General features: G+C 47.4%; 17 protein-coding genes. 10 read left to right on the top strand and 7 right to left on the bottom strand.

Features of this window, described 5'->3' with window-relative positions; genetic code table 11:
- Positions 1–22 precede the first annotated feature (22 nt).
- Together ACAN56_RS27525 and ACAN56_RS27520 are read right to left on the bottom strand one after the other, a co-directional pair.
- The gene (locus ACAN56_RS27525) at positions 23–2,266 is read right to left on the bottom strand and encodes a M56 family metallopeptidase (protein ID WP_081966061.1); all 2,244 of its coding nucleotides are present in this window, start codon (positions 2,264–2,266) and stop codon (positions 23–25) included.
- On the bottom strand, positions 2,263–2,640 hold the full coding sequence (locus ACAN56_RS27520; protein WP_038598023.1) for a BlaI/MecI/CopY family transcriptional regulator: 378 nt from the start codon (positions 2,638–2,640) through the stop codon (positions 2,263–2,265). Before ACAN56_RS27520 ends, ACAN56_RS27525 begins: the two co-directional genes overlap by 4 nt.
- Before the next feature lie 308 nt (positions 2,641–2,948).
- On the opposite strand from ACAN56_RS27520, the gene ACAN56_RS27515 reads away from it, so the two are divergent.
- Positions 2,949–4,451, top strand: a complete 1,503-nt coding sequence (locus tag ACAN56_RS27515) for a malate:quinone oxidoreductase (RefSeq protein ID WP_038598021.1) — start codon at positions 2,949–2,951, stop codon at positions 4,449–4,451.
- Positions 4,452–4,532: 81 nt separating this feature from the next.
- Here the strand turns inward: ACAN56_RS27515 and ACAN56_RS27510 are convergent, their stop codons facing one another.
- Positions 4,533–6,191, bottom strand: a complete 1,659-nt coding sequence (locus ACAN56_RS27510; RefSeq protein WP_379146814.1) for a histidine kinase N-terminal 7TM domain-containing diguanylate cyclase — start codon at positions 6,189–6,191, stop codon at positions 4,533–4,535.
- A 212-nt stretch (positions 6,192–6,403) separates the two neighbouring features.
- Between ACAN56_RS27510 and hprK the strand changes: the two genes are divergently transcribed.
- Positions 6,404–7,321, top strand: a complete 918-nt coding sequence (hprK, locus tag ACAN56_RS27505) for an HPr(Ser) kinase/phosphatase (RefSeq protein ID WP_038598019.1) — start codon at positions 6,404–6,406, stop codon at positions 7,319–7,321.
- Between the two features lie 79 nt (positions 7,322–7,400).
- Here hprK and ACAN56_RS27500 read toward each other — a convergent pair whose 3' ends face one another.
- The gene (locus tag ACAN56_RS27500; protein WP_379146813.1) at positions 7,401–8,021 is read right to left on the bottom strand and encodes a flavin reductase family protein; all 621 of its coding nucleotides are present in this window, start codon (positions 8,019–8,021) and stop codon (positions 7,401–7,403) included.
- Positions 8,022–8,119: 98 nt separating this feature from the next.
- Here ACAN56_RS27500 and ACAN56_RS27495 point away from each other — a divergent pair, with 98 nt between their 5' ends.
- Positions 8,120–8,821 (top strand): ArsR/SmtB family transcription factor, encoded by a 702-nt coding sequence (locus ACAN56_RS27495; protein WP_038598016.1) that lies wholly within the window; start codon positions 8,120–8,122, stop codon positions 8,819–8,821.
- A 53-nt stretch (positions 8,822–8,874) separates the two neighbouring features.
- Entirely contained in the window at positions 8,875–9,159 is a 285-nt protein-coding gene (locus tag ACAN56_RS27490) for an alpha/beta-type small acid-soluble spore protein (protein WP_038598014.1), read from the top strand.
- Between the two features lie 170 nt (positions 9,160–9,329).
- On the opposite strand, the gene ACAN56_RS27485 is transcribed toward ACAN56_RS27490, so the two are convergent.
- A complete protein-coding gene (locus tag ACAN56_RS27485) occupies positions 9,330–9,863 on the bottom strand; it encodes a MerR family transcriptional regulator (RefSeq protein ID WP_038598012.1) in 534 nt (177 codons plus the stop codon).
- A gap of 305 nt (positions 9,864–10,168) precedes the next feature.
- Between ACAN56_RS27485 and ACAN56_RS27480 the strand changes: the two genes are divergently transcribed.
- The 3 genes from ACAN56_RS27480 (at position 10,169) to ACAN56_RS27470 (ending at position 13,051) form a co-directional block, all read left to right on the top strand.
- Complete coding sequence (locus tag ACAN56_RS27480; RefSeq protein ID WP_038598011.1) at positions 10,169–11,212, top strand: sugar phosphate nucleotidyltransferase; 1,044 nt, start codon at positions 10,169–10,171, stop codon at positions 11,210–11,212.
- Between the two features lie 120 nt (positions 11,213–11,332).
- Positions 11,333–12,571 (top strand): glycosyltransferase family 8 protein, encoded by a 1,239-nt coding sequence (locus ACAN56_RS27475; protein ID WP_379146808.1) that lies wholly within the window; start codon positions 11,333–11,335, stop codon positions 12,569–12,571.
- Positions 12,572–12,709: 138 nt separating this feature from the next.
- Positions 12,710–13,051: a zinc ribbon domain-containing protein YjdM gene (locus ACAN56_RS27470; protein WP_038601154.1), complete on the top strand. Its 342-nt coding sequence runs from the start codon at positions 12,710–12,712 to the stop codon at positions 13,049–13,051.
- 59 nt (positions 13,052–13,110) lie between these two features.
- Here the strand turns inward: ACAN56_RS27470 and ACAN56_RS27465 are convergent, their stop codons facing one another.
- Together ACAN56_RS27465 and ACAN56_RS27460 are read right to left on the bottom strand one after the other, a co-directional pair.
- Entirely contained in the window at positions 13,111–13,779 is a 669-nt protein-coding gene (locus tag ACAN56_RS27465; protein ID WP_379146804.1) for an HAD family hydrolase, read from the bottom strand.
- 52 nt (positions 13,780–13,831) lie between these two features.
- Positions 13,832–14,047 (bottom strand): hypothetical protein, encoded by a 216-nt coding sequence (locus tag ACAN56_RS27460; protein WP_341380185.1) that lies wholly within the window; start codon positions 14,045–14,047, stop codon positions 13,832–13,834.
- 193 nt (positions 14,048–14,240) lie between these two features.
- Here ACAN56_RS27460 and ACAN56_RS27455 point away from each other — a divergent pair, with 193 nt between their 5' ends.
- The 3 genes from ACAN56_RS27455 (at position 14,241) to ACAN56_RS27445 (ending at position 16,655) form a co-directional block, all read left to right on the top strand.
- Entirely contained in the window at positions 14,241–15,071 is an 831-nt protein-coding gene (locus ACAN56_RS27455; protein WP_379146802.1) for a sugar phosphate isomerase/epimerase family protein, read from the top strand.
- Between the two features lie 206 nt (positions 15,072–15,277).
- Complete coding sequence (locus ACAN56_RS27450) at positions 15,278–15,856, top strand: RNA polymerase sigma factor (RefSeq protein ID WP_038598003.1); 579 nt, start codon at positions 15,278–15,280, stop codon at positions 15,854–15,856.
- A complete protein-coding gene (locus tag ACAN56_RS27445; protein ID WP_038598001.1) occupies positions 15,849–16,655 on the top strand; it encodes an anti-sigma factor in 807 nt (268 codons plus the stop codon). The genes ACAN56_RS27450 and ACAN56_RS27445 overlap by 8 nt, the downstream gene beginning before the upstream one ends.
- The last annotated feature ends 21 nt before the right edge of the window (positions 16,656–16,676 follow it).

The raw sequence follows: 16,676 nt of genomic DNA, 5'->3' as shown, positions 1-16,676 counted from the left end.
AACAAGGAGAAGCTACTCAGACCTATTGAACAGGAGCGAGAACTAAAGCCTTCAGGTTTAGTTCCTGGTCTTTATCCATACCCAGGAAGTTGGCAGCATAGTACAGACCGTTCTGCTCCCAGAAGTAATAAGTTTGAGTTTTTATCTTTGTTTTGTCTGAGCCGCTGCCAGCATAGAAAGGTCCAGAGTATACATGAGCGTTATCAGCATAAGCTGAAATTTCGATGCCGTTAATCTCCAGTTTCCGAATGAACGAGAGCTTGGACGCATTGAACAGTGGAGCTTTGCTCTGATAAAGCGAAAGTACATCGTTCATATCATAGATTTTGGAATCGTAAGGTGCCCGATAGTCATTCCACAGGGCATCCGAGGTCTGTCTGAACGAGAACCCTGTGTTCTGGTCTCCGGCTTTCAGCAATACCGAGTCGGCCAGCGTAAGCTGGGTGTCGGGCAAGTCAAACGGGAACTTCACGTTAAAGCCGAGAATATTCTTCGCTTCGAGCAAATCTTTTTCGTCGTATAGAGGAAAAGAATTTCCCTCCCCATCGTAGCGGACATGCTGAACCTGCTGCGGAGAAACAAAGGATTGCGCGACTTTCGATAGCTCCTCTTGTGTGAACAGGCTATCGAAATTGACCGCATATGCTATATCCTTGTCTTGCCAGATGTAGCTTATGCCCGTCCCCGGCTTACGCCCGTTGACTTGTTTTGCCGTGAATAGAGTGCCTTGGATATTGCCCATCGCAACCACCTCCTGCCGGTAAGAAGGAGAGGCTGTGTCCTCTTGGGAATATGGAGCGCCCCACAATAACTTGTGCTCCAGCATATTACCCTTGCCTTTGGAGGCGAGCATCTCGAATCTTTTCTCATCTTCTTGTCCGAAATGGGACACATAAGTAATGGTTACTGTATCAATGAGGTCAACTTGGTTCGCTTTGGAGAATAGCTCACTCAATGTCACATTCTCAAGCTGGTAACCTTCGGGCAGATAGTCAGGTACATTAAAGTCGAATTTGGAAAAAACAATCGCCCGGTCTAGACGGTTAAACCATTTGAACGAGTCAATCGGTCTGACGATCCTGAATGAAGAAACAGTTTGCTTCTGGGAGTCTGTTGCATGGATATTAACATCCGGTTGCGTGCCATTTGCATCTTGTGCTCCATTGGTGAGCAAGACGATGCTCAAGGCAAGCACCAAGAGAATAGCGGCGGCGGATAGCTTGTACGAACCTTTTTTGAACTTGGCGATCATCGTCACTCTCCGTTTCGTTTCATTCTGGTGCTCAAAGAAATGCGAAAGATTGACCCGCGGGGCAGAGGTTCTGGAAAATAAGCGCGACAGCATAAGAAGTGTCATACCGTACGACGCAGCTTCTTTTTCACCCAGCACCTCAAGCACGCCTGCGTCGCAGGCGACCTCCCGATCGGCATTCATTTTTTTCATGGCCAGCCAAACCAGCGGATTGTACCAATGGAGCCAGACCGCTAACGTCCACAGGGAGTTGAACCATAAGTCTTTGCGTTGATAGTGGGTCAGCTCATGCAGCAGAATATGTGTGAGCTGCCTTGTATCGGCAATTGCGACGATATCTTCGGGCAAATAAATTCTCGGCTTCATTAAGCCATAGAGACACGGGCTGCGAAGACTGCTCGTTTCATAGACGGGAATGGTTTGGCGAATGCCTAATTTCTCTAGGCACGCCGCGAGAACGGAGAGCACCTCCGGGTTGTCTGACTTGCGGGAGGTTCCGGCCCTGCTTCTGAATTTGAGCGTGAAGAACAGGGAGTATGAACCGAAAAAAAGGAGTCCTGCAAGCCAAACAAGCGTGCTTACTGCTAACCCGCTCAGCCCATCGCGAACTTTCTCATAGATGTTCTCTTGAGGAGACTGCTGTGCAATAGACGAACCTTGTTCTCCCGAACGGATCGGGACAGTGTCTGGACGCAAGGTTTTTTCTCCACTATCCGTTACTGTCACCTTCGTACTGGAGTCGGATTCGGAAGAAAGCATCGGGAGGGTATTCTTTTGCTCCAGACTCCATTCCACAGGCAACGCTTGCGGTATTAGATTGAATAGGCTGACAGGGCTTTGCGGAGCGAAGGGAACCAGCAGCTTAATCAAAACGATAAACCACAATGCATGCAGGATTCTAGGGCTAAGACGCTTGAGGAACAGCTTCCGGGCCAAGAGCAACAATAGCAGGATGACCGTTGAAGCCAGGGACGCGGCCAGGAAGAGGAGGAAAAAGGTGTCGATAGATTTCATGAGTTCTTCTTTTTCTCCAAAAGTTGTTGAAGCTCCTCAATTTCTTTCTCCGAGAGGTTCTCTTCTTCGAGAAATTTCGCGCACAACATACCGACGGCCCCTTTATAAACCCTGTCCAGGAAAGAACGATTTTCAGTTTTTAAGTATTCATCGTGTGAAACCAGCGGATAGTAGAGATAGTTCCGGCCAGACTTCTCGAATGCAATCGCCTTTTTCTTATGCAGCCGGTTCAGAAAGGTTTTAATCGTCTGATCCGACCACTGCATCTGCTGCGTCAGCTTAGAAATAATCTCATTTGCGGACAAAGGCTCTTTTTGCCAGAGGAGCTTCATCACTTCGCTTTCGGCCTCGGTAATGCGTGGGGACTCCTGCATTGTCTTCACCTTTTTTCAATGATTTTTGTTTACGTCTGTAAACGATAGTTATAGTTTACAAGTGTAAACGTAACGGGTCAAGCCGAAAGCGAATAATCCGGTATTCCCATATCAAACATCTGCATATAAATGTCATACGGATTGTGCAAACTTTTGATTTTTTATTTGCTTCAAATTGTATATAATTATCTGATAACAGCCGATAACGTTTTTAATAGTATTCCTGAGTGGAGCCTTGCCTCTTACAGTCCCTAAGCAGCCGGTCTGGCTCTTTTTTGCAAATATAAAAGAGATAAGGAAGGTTTTTTATGAGCAGCGAACAGAAAAAAACAGACATTATCTTAATTGGTGCCGGAGTCATGAGCGCGACTTTGGGAGCTTTGCTGAAAGAGTTAGCACCGGAATGGGAAATTAAAGTGTTTGAGAAGCTTGCAGGCGCGGGAGAAGAAAGCTCTAACGAATGGAACAATGCAGGTACGGGCCATGCGGCACTGTGTGAGCTCAACTATACTTCCGAAAAGTACGACGGATCCATAGATATCAGCAAAGCTGTAAAAATCAATGAACAGTTCCAGCTTTCCAGACAGTTCTGGTCTTATCTGGTGGAACGCAACTTGATTCGTCATCCGCAGGACTTCATTATGCCGCTTCCGCACATGAGTTGGGTGCAAGGGGAAAAGGACGTCTCTTATTTGAACAGGAGATTTAAAGCGCTATCAAAAAATCCTCTGTTTCAGGGGATGGAGTATTCCGATGACCCTGCGAAGCTGAAGGAATGGATTCCGCTGATGATGGAAGGCCGTACATCGAATGAACCGGTAGCTGCAACCAAGATCGACTCGGGAACAGATGTCAACTTTGGCGCCTTGACGCGCCTGTTGTTTGATCATCTAAAAAGCCAAAACGTCGAAATCAACTATAAGCATGGGATCAAGGATATTAAACGGACCAGCGACGGCATGTGGAAGGTTAAAGTGCATAATCTGGATAACGGTAAAATTGAGTACCATACCGCCAAATTCGTCTTTATCGGGGCTGGAGGCGGCAGCTTATCCTTACTGCAAAAAACCGGCATTCCAGAGTCCAAACATATTGGCGGATTTCCGGTAAGCGGATTATTTATGGTCTGCCACAATCCGGAGGTGGTCGCACAGCATCATGCAAAAGTATACGGTAAAGCCAAGCTTGGGGCTCCGCCAATGTCTGTCCCGCATCTGGATACCCGTTATATCGGCAACAAAAAAGCACTGCTGTTCGGACCGTTTGCCGGCTTCTCGCCAAAGTTCCTGAAAACGGGTTCGAATTTGGATTTGATCGGTTCGGTAAAACCGAATAATCTCCTCACCATGCTGGCGGCAGGTGTAAAAGAAATGTCCTTGACCAAATACCTGATCCAGCAGCTAATGTTATCGAATGAACAACGTATGGATGAAATACGCGAGTTTATTCCGAACGCCAAAAGTGCAGACTGGAGTATGGTGGCAGCAGGCCAACGTGTACAGGTGATCAAAGATACGGAGGGTGGTAAAGGAACGCTCCAATTTGGTACCGAAGTAGTGAGTGCCGCCGATGGGTCGGTAGCTGCGCTGCTGGGCGCTTCTCCAGGTGCTTCTACTGCCGTTCACGTGATGCTGGAAGTACTGGAGAAATGTTTCCCGCAGCATATCAAGCAATGGGAGCCGAAAATAAAAGAAATGATTCCTTCTTACGGCGTTTCACTGGAGGACAACCCGGAATTGCTCCAGGAGATTCTGGCTTCCCTAACGCAGACACTTGGTCTAAGTGAAAAAGAACCGCAAACGACCCCATAAACTATCCTTGAGTTGAACCGTTTCGTACGGTTCAACTTTTTGTATACAGTAGGATAAAGGCTCTATCCCGGATATAAGTCCTTATCCTCGAATGGAAACAATCCGGTTGCGGCCTTGATCTTTAGCTTCGTATAAGGCTTCGTCCACCGATTTGAACAAATCACTTAAGTAGGCAGCCGCGTCCCTTGGCTGCCGGGCTGTGAAATCACTGATACTTAGAAGACCCATACTAATGGTGACCGACACTGGCTGATCCACATTTTCGATACTCATCTTATTGAATTCTATGTTCGCTTTGAGCTGTTCAGCCAGGAGCAGTGCCTGTGACTCATCCGTATCCGGTAAATAAATAATGAATTCCTCTCCGCCATAACGGGCTAAGATGTCATCTTGCCGAAGCGTTTGCTGCAGGATCTCTACCGTACCGCAAATCACCGCATCTCCGGCCAAATGACCGTAACGATCATTGACTGCTTTAAAGAAATCGATATCTATCAGGATAAGTGTCGAAGGGGCTCGGTATTCCTGGTTCTTGGTCACTTCACTCTCCAGCTGTTGGGTCAAATAGTGACGATTATAGCATCCTGTCAAGCTGTCGGTGATCGCCATCTTCGTAAGCTTGCGGTTGGTCTGAAACAACTCCTCCTGGACCTTGATTAAAGATTCGTTTCTTTCCTGCAGAATGCTGTTCTGATGATTAGTCTCCTCAATGAGACGGCGAAGTTCGCTCATATCCTGGAACGTGATGATCCGCCCCACCCTGACAGCATTAACCATAATGGGCGCGGCATGAATGTGGATGTATAGCTGGACCTCAGGCTGCCAGAGCTCAATCTCAGCTACCTCATCGGGACATTCCCGGTAACGAAGCAGGAAGTTTGCATTCTCTACGGTGCTGCCGGGCAAGATGCCGGACATGTCGAACAGGTCACCGGCCTCCATTAGCAGGAGGGGGCGCAGAGCCTGATTGATTTCCACCACCTTTTCATGATCATCAAGCACTAGAATCCCATACTCCAACGTATCTATAATATCCTGGTGGGCGATGGTCACAATATCAAACACTTTATCCTGATGGATTGTAATCACAAAGAAAATAGCTGAGATCACAATACCCAAAGAGGTGAACCCCGGGATGACGGGCAAATAATCATCTAGTACAACATTCAGGAAGATATCGAGCATAAGAAATACGGTCACTGCCAGTATCCCTTTCAGCATGTACATGACCTGGTTTTTAATCCGCGGCGCCTGATCGGAGACCAGGGCTACATAAATGATATATAAGGATACGATGGCATGGATAACGAGGATTGAAATATTGATCCAAAAAATAGGACCATAGATTCTTTCGACATATCCGCCGTTTACCGGGAGAACAAACCAGCCATTGGGATTCAGCACCACACCGAGCGATGAGATAATTGCCGGGATGAACAGGAGCATTAATATTTTCCGCTTGAGAAATTGCGATTGGCCCGAGATAAGAATGGTGAAGAAGATCCAGCCGGCAGTCAGCAGAGAAGCATCCACAAAGGCAAGCTTCACATAAAACAATTGGTAAATGGGGTCCTGGGCGGATCTGATGGCGAACTGGCAGTAAGGCCATATCATCATGAAAAAATGAAATGCCAAATATACTTTATGCAGATTTGTAATCGTGACCGAAGCAAATATGTATACGAACAAAAGAAATAAAATGAAGCAAAGTATCAAATCAATCCACGACTCCAAAGCCAATAGGTGCACCCTCTTGCTATTATTAGTAATTTGAATCTATGTGGGTCTAGAGTCTTATATATTGATTTTAATATATAATCAGCATGGAAAGATTACAAGATATTAAGGGGATTAATACAGGAAAGTACCATTCGGCTGTTGAATATATCCGAAACCGTACTATTGAATAGTAGGCGTATCCAGATACGCCCTAGCCGCAGGAGGAGAACAATATGAAGTCGATCACCGTTCAAAGCCTTACGGAAAAGTTTCATTTGGAGGTGCTTGCGGGTTCCAGCCGTATGGACCGTTTAATTACCCGTCCGCGGACGCATAGACCGGGGCTTGAGTTTGTGGGATATTTTGATTTCTTTCCCATGGAGCGGGTGCAAGTGCTCGGGCGCAAGGAAATTAATTATTTATTGACGCTAAGCGTAGAAGAACGCAGGCTGCATATCGGGAATATCGTCAAATATCATCCGCCGTGTTTCATTGTGACGACAGGCCAGCAGGAGATCCCTTATCTGACCCTGTTCTGCGATCAGGAGGGCATTCCCCTGCTACGGACAGCAGATACGACAACCGAGTTCATAGCCAAGCTGGACAGCTATCTGGTGAAGACACTGGCGCCCGAGCTGTCGATCCATGGCGTATGCGTCAACGTATCGGGCATAGGCATTCTGCTCAGGGGCAAGTCCGGGATCGGCAAAAGCGAAACCGCACACACGCTTATTAGAAGAGGCCACCGGTTCGTGGCGGACGATATAGTGGTGCTTAAGAAGCTGGGGCCGGCTACGCTGCTCGGGACGCATAATGAGACAACACGCGAGTTCCTGGCGCTGCGGAGCATCGGGCTGATTAATGTCGTACGCCAATACGGGCGCAGGGCTTTTCAGGACGAGACACGAATCGTACTCGACATTGAGCTGTCCCCATGGCGGGAAAATTCTCTGAATAATGAGCTGGAGCTGGTTCCTCAGTTCACCGAATATCTTGGTGTCCAAATTCCGCATATCGAGGTCCAGCTTCAGCCGGGTCGTGATGTCGCCGGTCTGATCGAGGCAGCCGCTAACAATTGGTACCTGAAGCAGCTCGGCTACAGCGCCGTTGAAGATTTCATGAAGCGGATCGAAGACGGGATGCAGCCGTGAGCATAGGAGATAAGGTAGAAAGACAGACTGCGAAGGATACCCTTGGCAGTCTGTCTTCTTGTTACGGAATGTCTTGGATTTATGTTTCTGACCGGAAGGTTTTACCGAGCTGATGACCTAGCCCGAAATAATGACGGAAGTTATAGATTAACGGACTCCATTTTTGCGGATCGATATGATCTCCTTCAAGGATAATTTCTTTATGCGCATGTACATGCACAGCTTGGGTCTCAATAATAGCAAAGTCCGGAGAATGCTCAGGAATTCGAATGTTTTTTACGCGAGCTTCAATTTGTAGCGGGCATTCCATAATTCGTGCAGGTTGTACCGCTATAGACTGGGCAGGAGTCAATCCACTTATAGCATATTTATCTTTTTGATAGGAAAATCCATATTTCTGTTTATGTTCTGGAACGGGATTTTTGCCGGTATAAGGCGCTAATTGTTCTACATTCTCCCAAAGGGAAGGGCTCGGAATATTAATTACACACTCAGGAAGCCGCTCTAAATTTTCAAGCGCTTTCCCCTCCAGTCCAATCCCTAGTACAATACAATCTCCCAATGCCCATGATGAAGAAATAGGACTAATATTTACTGTTCCATCTTCATTTAATGTATTTAGCAAAATGACCGGAGTTCCATAATAGAGAATTTTAGGTGTAATCACTTCTGTCTGTGGCAGCTGGTTCGTATTGTTCATTAGTTGTTCTCCTCCTATTTGTATACATCCTCCCTAATTGTATAATATAAATAGTTCAATCATCATCGAAGTGTGGAATGCAAAAATGGAGGGCGAAAATGAAAGCAAATTCGAATGTAGCTGTGATTGCTTCTCTGGTGAGCGAAACTTCCCGTGCAGCAATATTAACTGTTTTACTGGATGGAAGGTTTCATGCAGCAAGTGAGTTAGCCTATATGGCAGGCATCCAGCCTCAAACAGCAAGTTTCCATTTAGCAAAAATGGTCAATGCTAACGTAGTTGCCGTTGAGAAACAAGGGAGACACCGGTACTATGGGATTCGTAATCAAGAAGTAGCCCAGGTGATGGAATCCTTGTTATCACTCGCTTCACCCGTCCAAATTAAGTCTTTAAAACAAGCTTCAGAGGATAAAGCATTGCGTTACGCAAGAACTTGTTATGATCATCTCGCCGGGAGTATAGGGGTTCAATTAACCAATGCCCTCCTTAGGGCAGGTATTCTGCGTGAAGATAAGGAAGGGTTTGCTGTAACTGAAGACGGGGAGGATTTTTTTGTAAGCTTTCAAATTAACCTTGAACAGGTTAAGAAAAAACGCCGCTCATTTTCACACAAATGTCTGGATTGGAGTGAAAGACGGCACCACCTTGCCGGAGCATTAGGGAATGCTCTTCTGGAGAAGCTGTTAGAGGTGAATTGGGTGCAGCGTCTGCCTAACACACGAGCCATAAAGATTACTTCTGAGGGCAAAATGGGCTTCAAGGAAGTCTTTTCATTGGATGTTGAGGATGAACAGGGATAACTCTCAAGCCTTCAGGGTATGTTAGGGTAAAGACATCAAGGGAGTGCATGAGGATGGCCAGAAGAAATAGAAGATATGCCGTGCCAGGGGCTGCACAGGGGATGCAGACGTTCAAAGCAGATGTGATGAAGAGTGAAGGTTATGCCGTTGATCCCAACCACCCGGACGATGTAAAATACGAAGTGGCCAAGGAGCTGGGTATCCCTCTGCAGCCAGGCAACAATGGCGGTCTGACTACGGAATCAGCCGGGCATATTGGCGGAAAAATCGGCGGCGCGATGGTCCGGGAAATGGTCCGTCTTGCCCAGGAGCAGCTTGCGAACAAAGACCAACCCTAAGCCATGAAGCTGCGGCAGCAGCTATACAGGCTTGCGGGTTTGCCGTGAATAGCAGTGAAATCAAGACATCATTCTTAATATAGCTAACTCCGTCCCTGAGGGGACGGTTTTTTTGCGTTCACAAGCAGCAGCCCGAGTGCTGATTCATCAGGACTCAGGCTGCATGTACCTTACAGTGAGAATAAAGTGCGCAAAAGGCCGCGCTTTCTGGGTGGGGCCTGAAGCTTGGCAATAGGGCGCATTTCTTCAGAGGACGATGCCTTGCTGTTTGGTTTCTGGATCGTTTCTATGGATACAGCCAATTGCTGGATCATCTGGCGCAGGTCCTCGAGTTCTTCACGCTGCCGGAGCAGTTGAACCGAGACCACTTCGTCGGCTTTCTGGTCAAGGGAGTGTTCAATATGAACGATGCGGGATAACAGCTCTTCCATAGGCTTATCCGGTGTGTGCAGTGGGCGCATATCTTGCAGCGGCTCTGCCGGCGCAGGTTGTTTGTTACCCCCCAGATCAATACTATCCAAGGTCTCCCCATGCTCGATTCGCTCTTTAATAGATTTTAGCAGGCCGATTTCCTGCCCGGTGAAGATGTAGTGCCCAAATCGGTCCTTTGGAAAGAAATTAGGGAACATGGCGGCCCAACGTTTGATTGTCGTCTGGCTAACGGACAGCAGTTCTGCGGCTTCCTTTGTTTTTAACATTTCCATTTCGATTCCTCCGCTTCGGGGTGTTTGCTATAACCAATTCGTTGTCCTTAAGCGACTCCCTGCAAGGGTGACAAAGGAGGTGTCTATTCGCTAAACAAAGTGCTATTACGAGCAAACCTACGGTTAGATGAAGGATACTGTTCTACAAAAAAGGCCATTTCGTGCAGTCAAAGTCGATGATAGATTAATAGGTTATTGCTGCTTATTATATACCCAAGCCCCTTCACAGCTTGTGCATAAAATATAAAGAGACTCCATTCACCGAGTTTCAAAGATTGCAGATTTTAAGAGTGAGGAGGATGGTTATGAAAGGATTAATCTTATGTGCCGGCAAGGGAACGAGACTTCGGCCTTCGACTTATACCAAACCCAAATGCTTGTTGCCTGTTAATGGGGAGTATATTCTTATCTCCATCATTAAGAAGCTTGTTGCGGCCGGTATTACCGATATTGGAATCGTAGTGAACGCTACACAAGGGGAGATCCGGGAAACGATCGGGGATGGGGAGCGGTGGAACGCCTCTTTAACCTTTCTGCTGCAAGATGAAGCTAAGGGTCTGGCGGATGCGGTCAAAAGTGCAAAGTCTTTTATGGCGGATTCTCCTTTTGTATTGATGCTTGGCGATAATTTATATGAGGGGGATATAGAGCCCTTGATCCGATCACTGGACGCGGATCATTCTGAGGCTTCGATATTGCTTCAGCGGGTCGAGGACCCCAGTCAATTTGGTGTTGCTGTGATTGAGGATCAGCAAATTGTCAGTCTGGAAGAGAAGCCGAAATCTCCGAAATCAAACTTGGCTATTGTCGGCGTCTATGCTTTAACTGCGGCAATCTGGCCGGTCATTGAGAGACTTACACCTTCTCCCCGCGGAGAATATGAGTTGACCGATGCCATTCAAATGATCATCTCACAAGGCGGGCATGTGGCGTACAGTGTGACGGAAGCACCATTTTTTGATATCGGTACCCATGAACGCTGGCTTGAGGCGAATCGCTACAAGATGGATCATGATCCAAAGAACTTTGCAGACCGCTCTGATCCGGACAGTAAGGTTCAGTGGATTCCTCCCGTCATTGTTGATCCAACCGCCCTCGTAATGAACAGTGTGATTGGACCCCATGTGTATATTGGGCCGAATTGTGTCGTCGAAGATTGCATTCTGACCAATAGTATTTTGACGGATGAGGTGCGGTTGTCCCATGTCCATGCGGCGGGAAGTGTGTTTGGATCACATGTTCATCTGGCCGAACAGGAAATTCAGGAGCAGCCGGCGCGTCATATTCTGGGTGATCGTTCAACGGTCACAAGACTCCATTCTGACCCGCAGAACGACGATTCAAAATAAATTAGATACGTACTGGGGAATAGTCCAATCCAGACACAGGGATAAACATACACTTAAAGTAGTCTAATGCATCAGACAAATGTGCAGAAGTATACTTTTAAGGGCAGGTGATCCTTGAGAATGATTGAGCTGGTTTTGACAATCAATGACAAAGATGGGAGCTATACCGAACATGCGGGTGTTGTACTTGCATCAATCTTTTCCAATACCCAGCAACCGATCAATGTGCACATTGTGCACGATGATACCTTAAGCGAAGAAAACAAGTGGAAGCTTACCCAGCTGGTGGAAACATTCTATCACAACATTTATTTTTATCATGTTACTGTTCCTGAGGACTTGAAAGAGGTTGCGTCCGGTGTGCAAAAAATCGACTATTGGACGATAGCCAGTATGTACCGTTTGTTGTTTCCGCTAATTCTTCAGGTTGACAGGGTTATTTATCTGGACTGCGACATTTTGGTCAATATGGATATTAACGAATTGTGGAGCGTCGATCTGGGAGAACGCTATTTGGGCGCAGTACTGGATCAGGGCCAAAATATGCTGGAGTACTTTATTTCACTTGGATTAAATGCGGAGGTGTATTTCAACTCGGGAGTCATTCTGTTCCAACTGGACAATATCCGCAAGCATCCGAACTGGTATGGAGAAATGGTTCATTTCTTGCGCTATTATCCAACGATGACCATGCCTGATCAGGATGTTCTGAATGCCGTGTACAGCTCCAACTTTTTGCAAATGGATCTGCGGTTTAATACGTTCGCCAATGATGAGCTGGATTTAGATAATAAAATTGTTCATTTCGCCGGAGACACCAAATGGTGGGAGCCGGAGTCTCCCGCATCACCGCTGTACAATAGGTTCCTTTCCATGACTCCATGGTCTAAAGAATTCACACCAGAGCCAGTTTATGAACCGGAGCCAGTCTACATCGCCCCTGAGCCACCCGCTCAGGAAATCCATCATGTAGAAGAAATCCATCATGTAGAAGAGGTACAGCATGTGGAAGAGGTGCATCAGCCTGCAGAAATACTGCTTCCGCCACCACCACCGCCGCCGCCACCACCGCCGCCACCACCACCACCACCACCACCCCTAGTCCCTGAGGTGGCCCCACCGGCTCCCGTAAAGCGGCACAGACTGAAACGCCGTAGAGTGTTACGGTTAAAGTTAAGACTGAGAAGAAAAAGATTGATCCGTCTCAAATTCCGCTCTCTCAAGCGGGTAAGGCTGATTAAAGGGCATCGTGCAAAGAAGAGAAAGGCACGCAAATTGGCAATGAGAAGACAACGTTTGGCCAGAAAAAAGAGAATTCATGTGTTAAGAAGAAAACGTGCGTTAAAGCGTACCTCATAAGGACCTGTGCCAAGGATCTGTCCAGTGATCCGGTATCTAAAGAAACCACTCCGCTCAGGAGTGGTTTCTTTAAGGATTGCCAACAGGGAAGGATTATGGGACTATATAGAAAAACAGCAAATGGGGAACAATAATACTATGTCGTATTTACCAAAATGTCCAAAATGTAATTCGGAATACACTTACGAGGATGGCAGCTTGCTCGTATGCCCGGAATGTGCCCATGAATGGAGTCTGGAAGCAGAGACCGGGGACAGCGAAGATCAAAAGATTGTTAAAGACTCCAATGGAAATGTCCTGAACGATGGCGACACGATAACAGTGATTAAAGACCTGAAAGTTAAAGGGACGTCTTTGGTCGTGAAAATAGGCACAAAAGTAAAAAATATTCGTCTGATTGACGGAGATCATGATATTGACTGCAAAATTGACGGGTTCGGGGCCATGAAATTAAAATCGGAGTTTGTGAAAAAGGTATAAAAGACAAAAGCGGCTTCAGCGATAACATTCGCTGGCCGCTTTTGTGCATCTTCCAACCCTTAATTATCTTGAATGCGGATCTCTTTAGCAAGAAGTTCACGGAATTCGTCCACATTGCTGAAAATGCCATCCGGCGAAACATCGTAGACCAGGCTCTGGAAAGTGGATAACCAGCGGACGCCGTAAGTGCGCAGTCCGGCAGCCTTGCCTGCGAGGATGTCTGCATTGCTGTCACCTACGAATACAGCATCTGCCGGATCAAGGCCCAGTATGTTCAAAGCTTTATGTATACCTTCGGGGTCTGGCTTGGGTCTATCCACGTCATCCCCTGTAATCGTGATATCAAAAAAGTCCGTCATGTTCAAAGCCCCGGTTGATATCTCAAACGCGCGTCTGCTTTTCCCCGTGATTACAGCAAGCTTCACACCTTGTCCCTTCAATAAATGAAGCAGATCCATAATTCCCTGATCGTGTTGGAAATCTTCTTCAAAATGCCCCTTCTCATATAACGAGTAATAATCGTGAATACCTTGCAGAACGGATGCTTTATCTTTGAAGTTGCCGCCAATGATGTCTTCCTCTGTCGGGCCAAACATGGCAACCAGTTCGTCGTTCGTGACCTCTCGATTGTCGTATTGCTTAAACACGGCTTTAAAGGCACTGAAGGATACCGGCAAAGTATCGGCAAGCGTCCCGTCAAAATCAAATAACACGGCTTGAATTGACATATGAAGAGCACCCCATAAATTAGTATAGGAAATAAAATACATTATATCAGAATCAATCGCTCCGTTGGATATACTCCAGAAATTCAAGGATGATTTCAGAAACAGCATCTTCTTTGGGCATGTGAATGAATTTGCTTATGTTTACAATATCTTCTTTATAGAGCTGAATAAGCTGCAGCATCGCCTCCGGGTCCTTTTGCCTGACAGCCTGCATCAATTCCAGGATCTGGCGGTCCGTGATCATTTCTGCATCATCTTTGTTTTCCATAGTGAATTTCCCCTCTAGTTGAGCTATTGAATAGGAACTTGTGTTCGCATATTAACATAATTTAAATCATTATTCAATATTTTGGGTGGGCGCGAACCGCTTTACCCTATTCCTCAACCCATGTGATTTAGGGTGATTTAAAGTGATATAATAGTGCCAGCTTCTAGCCGAATGACATGAAAGGAGATTTCTTGTGCACCTATCTGTGTTTTACAATCATATTGTGAGGGCAAGCGAGCAAACCGGGCTGACATTGGAGGAAGTACTGAATAGAGTATATGAGTTTGGCATCAGTGCGGTAGAGCTGGATCTTGAAGAGGCCTTAGGCTGCGGCAAGGAGGTCATGAAGAAACGGCTGGAAAAAGCGGGTATTTCGGTCGCGTCGATGTATGGCTTTTTTGATTTTGGAAATGACCCCGATACCAAGCCAGGGTTTGAATTTATCGATACGGCGGAATATTTGGGAGCGGGGAAAGTGCTCATTATCCCCGGATTCGTGGATGAAACAGCAAGTGCCGAGGAGCGCAATGCGGCGCTGCAGAAGATGGCCGGGACCTTGAACAGTATTTGCGGTTATGCTGAACGTAAGCGCATTCTTGTGACGATGGAGGACTTCGATGACATTCGCGCGCCGTTCTCCGGCTCGGATGAACTGCTCTGGTTCCTGGAGCAGGTGCCCAAGCTGCACATCACTTTTGATACAGGGAATTTCATTTACCGTGGCGAGGATGAACTGGAAGCCTATGAGAAGCTTAAGCACAGAATCGTCCATGTCCACTGCAAAGACCGCTCACTGGATGAACAGAATGGGGGCATGCCGAAGCTGGCCATGAGTGGAGCCCGGCTGTTCCCATCGCCCGCCGGGTCCGGCTTCATCCCGATTGAAGCGATTCTGACCCGGCTGAAGGCAGGCGGTTACGATGATACGCTGGCTATTGAGCATTTTGATGCAGTGGACCATTTGGGCTACATGGAACAATCGGCGGAGTGGCTTCGTTCCAGCTGGGTTAAGAAGCCGGTCTAAAAACTCAAACACAACATAAGAATGGCCATTTTACTTTGTAATCTTTTCATCTTCTCACTCCTTCAATCAAAGTTGAGCCGCTTATCAAAAGCGGTTATACTCAGTGAAACGCAGGATATGAGAGTTGGATCACAGGGTGAGAAAACTTTTTGCGAAAAATTGAATGAATGAGTGTAGAGGAACGCTGGGAAAAAGGAGGACTGGAATTGTTTGATACAGCTGACGATGGGCAATTGATTGAGCGCATAATGCAAAAAGACCCGGATGCCCTCGAAAGGCTTTACGACCGATATGAACAGGTGATCTATAGCTTTGCCTACCGGATAGTAAAGGACTCGATGGCGGCCGAGGAAGTGATGCAGGAGCTGTTCCTGCGTATTTGGAAGAATGCGGAGCACTTTGATGCGGCCAAGGGGAAGCTCACCACCTGGATGTTCACGGTGACCCGCAATATTGCCATAGACCATCTTCGCAAGCGGAGCACAAGGGTTCCGCAGCAATCCGGATCAGAGAGTCTGGAGCTGATCCTGGATCAGGCGACGATGACCGAGGAAACAGTCGAGCTGCTGATGGCCGGGGAGCAGGTAAGGGCAGCACTGAGAGAGCTGAGCAGGGATCAGCAGCAGGTTCTGGATATGATCTATTATCAGGGCTTAACCCAGCAGGAGGCAGCAGACCTTGCATCCATTCCGCTGGGCACGGTCAAGAGCAGGGTAAGATTGGCAATGAAACAGCTCCAGAAGCGATTGAGTCATTGGGGAAGGAGGGAGCATGTTCATGACTGAAGAGACGAACGATAGATGTGAACTGGTTGAATTGTATGTTCTGGAAGCCTTGCCTGAAGATGAAATGCAGAAATTTGAAGCTCATTTAATGGAGTGCGCAGATTGTAGCAAGCGGGTGAAGGAATATCGCAGCGTGATGGACCTGCTTCCTCTTGCCTCCGAGCCTGTTCAGCCGCCCTCGGGAATGAAGTCACGGATAATGTCCCGGGTACTGGTAGCGGATGCTCCGGCACAGGTTAAACGTTCAATTGAAGAGGAGCCGGTCCAGGCACTTCCTGTAGAACGGGAAGTGAAGATAGTGCCCCCGGCAGCGCCCGCCAAAAAAATCCCGTTCTGGCGGTACGTAAGCCTGGGTCTTGCCGTAGCGGTGCTGATTATGATGATCTATGCGGGACAGCTGCGTCAGGATGTGGACCAGCTCCAGCAGCAGCTTGCCGGCGGCACAAAGCCGGCACAGGAGCTTAAGGTTGATGAGTCGGTCACGCTGAGTCCGGCGGCCAAGGATATTGTGGCCAGCGGTTTGGCGACGATCGCCGTTGACAGCAGCGGCACCCATCTTGTCGTTCAAGCGGAGAATCTGCCGGAGCTGACAGGAACGGAAGTGTATCAGGTATGGCTGATCAAGGGAGATGCCCCGCAGAATGCGGGAACCTTTGTATCCAGTGAGGGGAATGGCGCGCTCTATTATTCATTCAAACCGCAGGAATACGATACAGTGGCGATCACCCTTGAGCCAGATGCCGGTGGAGAAACACCACGGGGGCAGATGGTCCTTACCGCACCGATAAAAAAAGGGTAACAGGGCAGGGAATTAAATCCC

This window comes from Paenibacillus paludis (assembly GCF_042610515.1).
In the GTDB taxonomy this organism is placed as follows: domain Bacteria; phylum Bacillota; class Bacilli; order Paenibacillales; family Paenibacillaceae; genus Paenibacillus_AQ.
Note: the sequence above shows the minus strand (reverse complement) of the source record. Positions and strands in the feature narration are given on the sequence as shown.

Bases quoted from the DNA above. Each gene is read 5' to 3' on its own strand.
- ACAN56_RS27470 (WP_038601154.1), top strand. From the start codon at position 12,710: ATGTCGTATTTACCAAAATGTCCAAAATGTAATTCGGAATACACTTAC.
- ACAN56_RS27485 (WP_038598012.1), bottom strand. From the start codon at position 9,863: ATGGAAATGTTAAAAACAAAGGAAGCCGCAGAACTGCTGTCCGTTAGC.
- ACAN56_RS27495 (WP_038598016.1), top strand. From the start codon at position 8,120: ATGAAAGCAAATTCGAATGTAGCTGTGATTGCTTCTCTGGTGAGCGAA.
- ACAN56_RS27465 (WP_379146804.1), bottom strand. From the start codon at position 13,779: ATGTCAATTCAAGCCGTGTTATTTGATTTTGACGGGACGCTTGCCGAT.
- ACAN56_RS27480 (WP_038598011.1), top strand. From the start codon at position 10,169: ATGAAAGGATTAATCTTATGTGCCGGCAAGGGAACGAGACTTCGGCCT.
- ACAN56_RS27520 (WP_038598023.1), bottom strand. From the start codon at position 2,640: ATGCAGGAGTCCCCACGCATTACCGAGGCCGAAAGCGAAGTGATGAAG.
- ACAN56_RS27515 (WP_038598021.1), top strand. From the start codon at position 2,949: ATGAGCAGCGAACAGAAAAAAACAGACATTATCTTAATTGGTGCCGGA.
- ACAN56_RS27460 (WP_341380185.1), bottom strand. From the start codon at position 14,047: ATGGAAAACAAAGATGATGCAGAAATGATCACGGACCGCCAGATCCTG.
- ACAN56_RS27525 (WP_081966061.1), bottom strand. From the start codon at position 2,266: ATGAAATCTATCGACACCTTTTTCCTCCTCTTCCTGGCCGCGTCCCTG.
- ACAN56_RS27475 (WP_379146808.1), top strand. From the start codon at position 11,333: ATGATTGAGCTGGTTTTGACAATCAATGACAAAGATGGGAGCTATACC.
- hprK (WP_038598019.1), top strand. From the start codon at position 6,404: ATGAAGTCGATCACCGTTCAAAGCCTTACGGAAAAGTTTCATTTGGAG.
- ACAN56_RS27445 (WP_038598001.1), top strand. From the start codon at position 15,849: ATGACTGAAGAGACGAACGATAGATGTGAACTGGTTGAATTGTATGTT.
- ACAN56_RS27500 (WP_379146813.1), bottom strand. From the start codon at position 8,021: ATGAACAATACGAACCAGCTGCCACAGACAGAAGTGATTACACCTAAA.
- ACAN56_RS27490 (WP_038598014.1), top strand. From the start codon at position 8,875: ATGGCCAGAAGAAATAGAAGATATGCCGTGCCAGGGGCTGCACAGGGG.